Origin of the sequence: Pseudoalteromonas sp. SR45-1 (genome assembly GCF_014163655.1) — a bacterium.
Taxonomy (GTDB): Bacteria; Pseudomonadota; Gammaproteobacteria; order Enterobacterales; family Alteromonadaceae; genus Pseudoalteromonas; species Pseudoalteromonas distincta.
In genome coordinates this window covers 1-284 of record NZ_JACJDR010000053.1, presented here as the reverse complement: position 1 = coordinate 284, position 284 = coordinate 1, and the positions used below count along the sequence as shown (strand labels likewise).

The following is a 284-nucleotide window of genomic DNA, read 5'->3' as shown; positions in this document are numbered from 1 at the left end:
AAAACGTTAATTAAATGGCACTGAATGGTACTGCTACCATTCTTTTTTTACTTTTGAAAACTCTTGATAAATACAATGTATTCATCAGAATTTTATTATCAGCTTTTCCAAATTTTTAAAGAGCATATTAATTAGTTATTCCGAAGAATAAGCACTAATTAACAATCATCTGTGTGGACACTACGAACAAATAAGTTCTAAATCGTATAAGGAGGTGATCCAGCCCCAGGTTCCCCTAGGGCTACCTTGTTACGACTTCACCCCAGTCATGAATCACTCCGTGG

1 rRNA gene is annotated in these 284 nt (G+C 35.2%); it reads right to left on the bottom strand.

The features are described from left to right. Window positions 1-207 precede the first annotated feature (207 nt). Window positions 208-284, bottom strand: a 16S ribosomal RNA gene (locus tag H5089_RS20110); the annotation flags it as partial.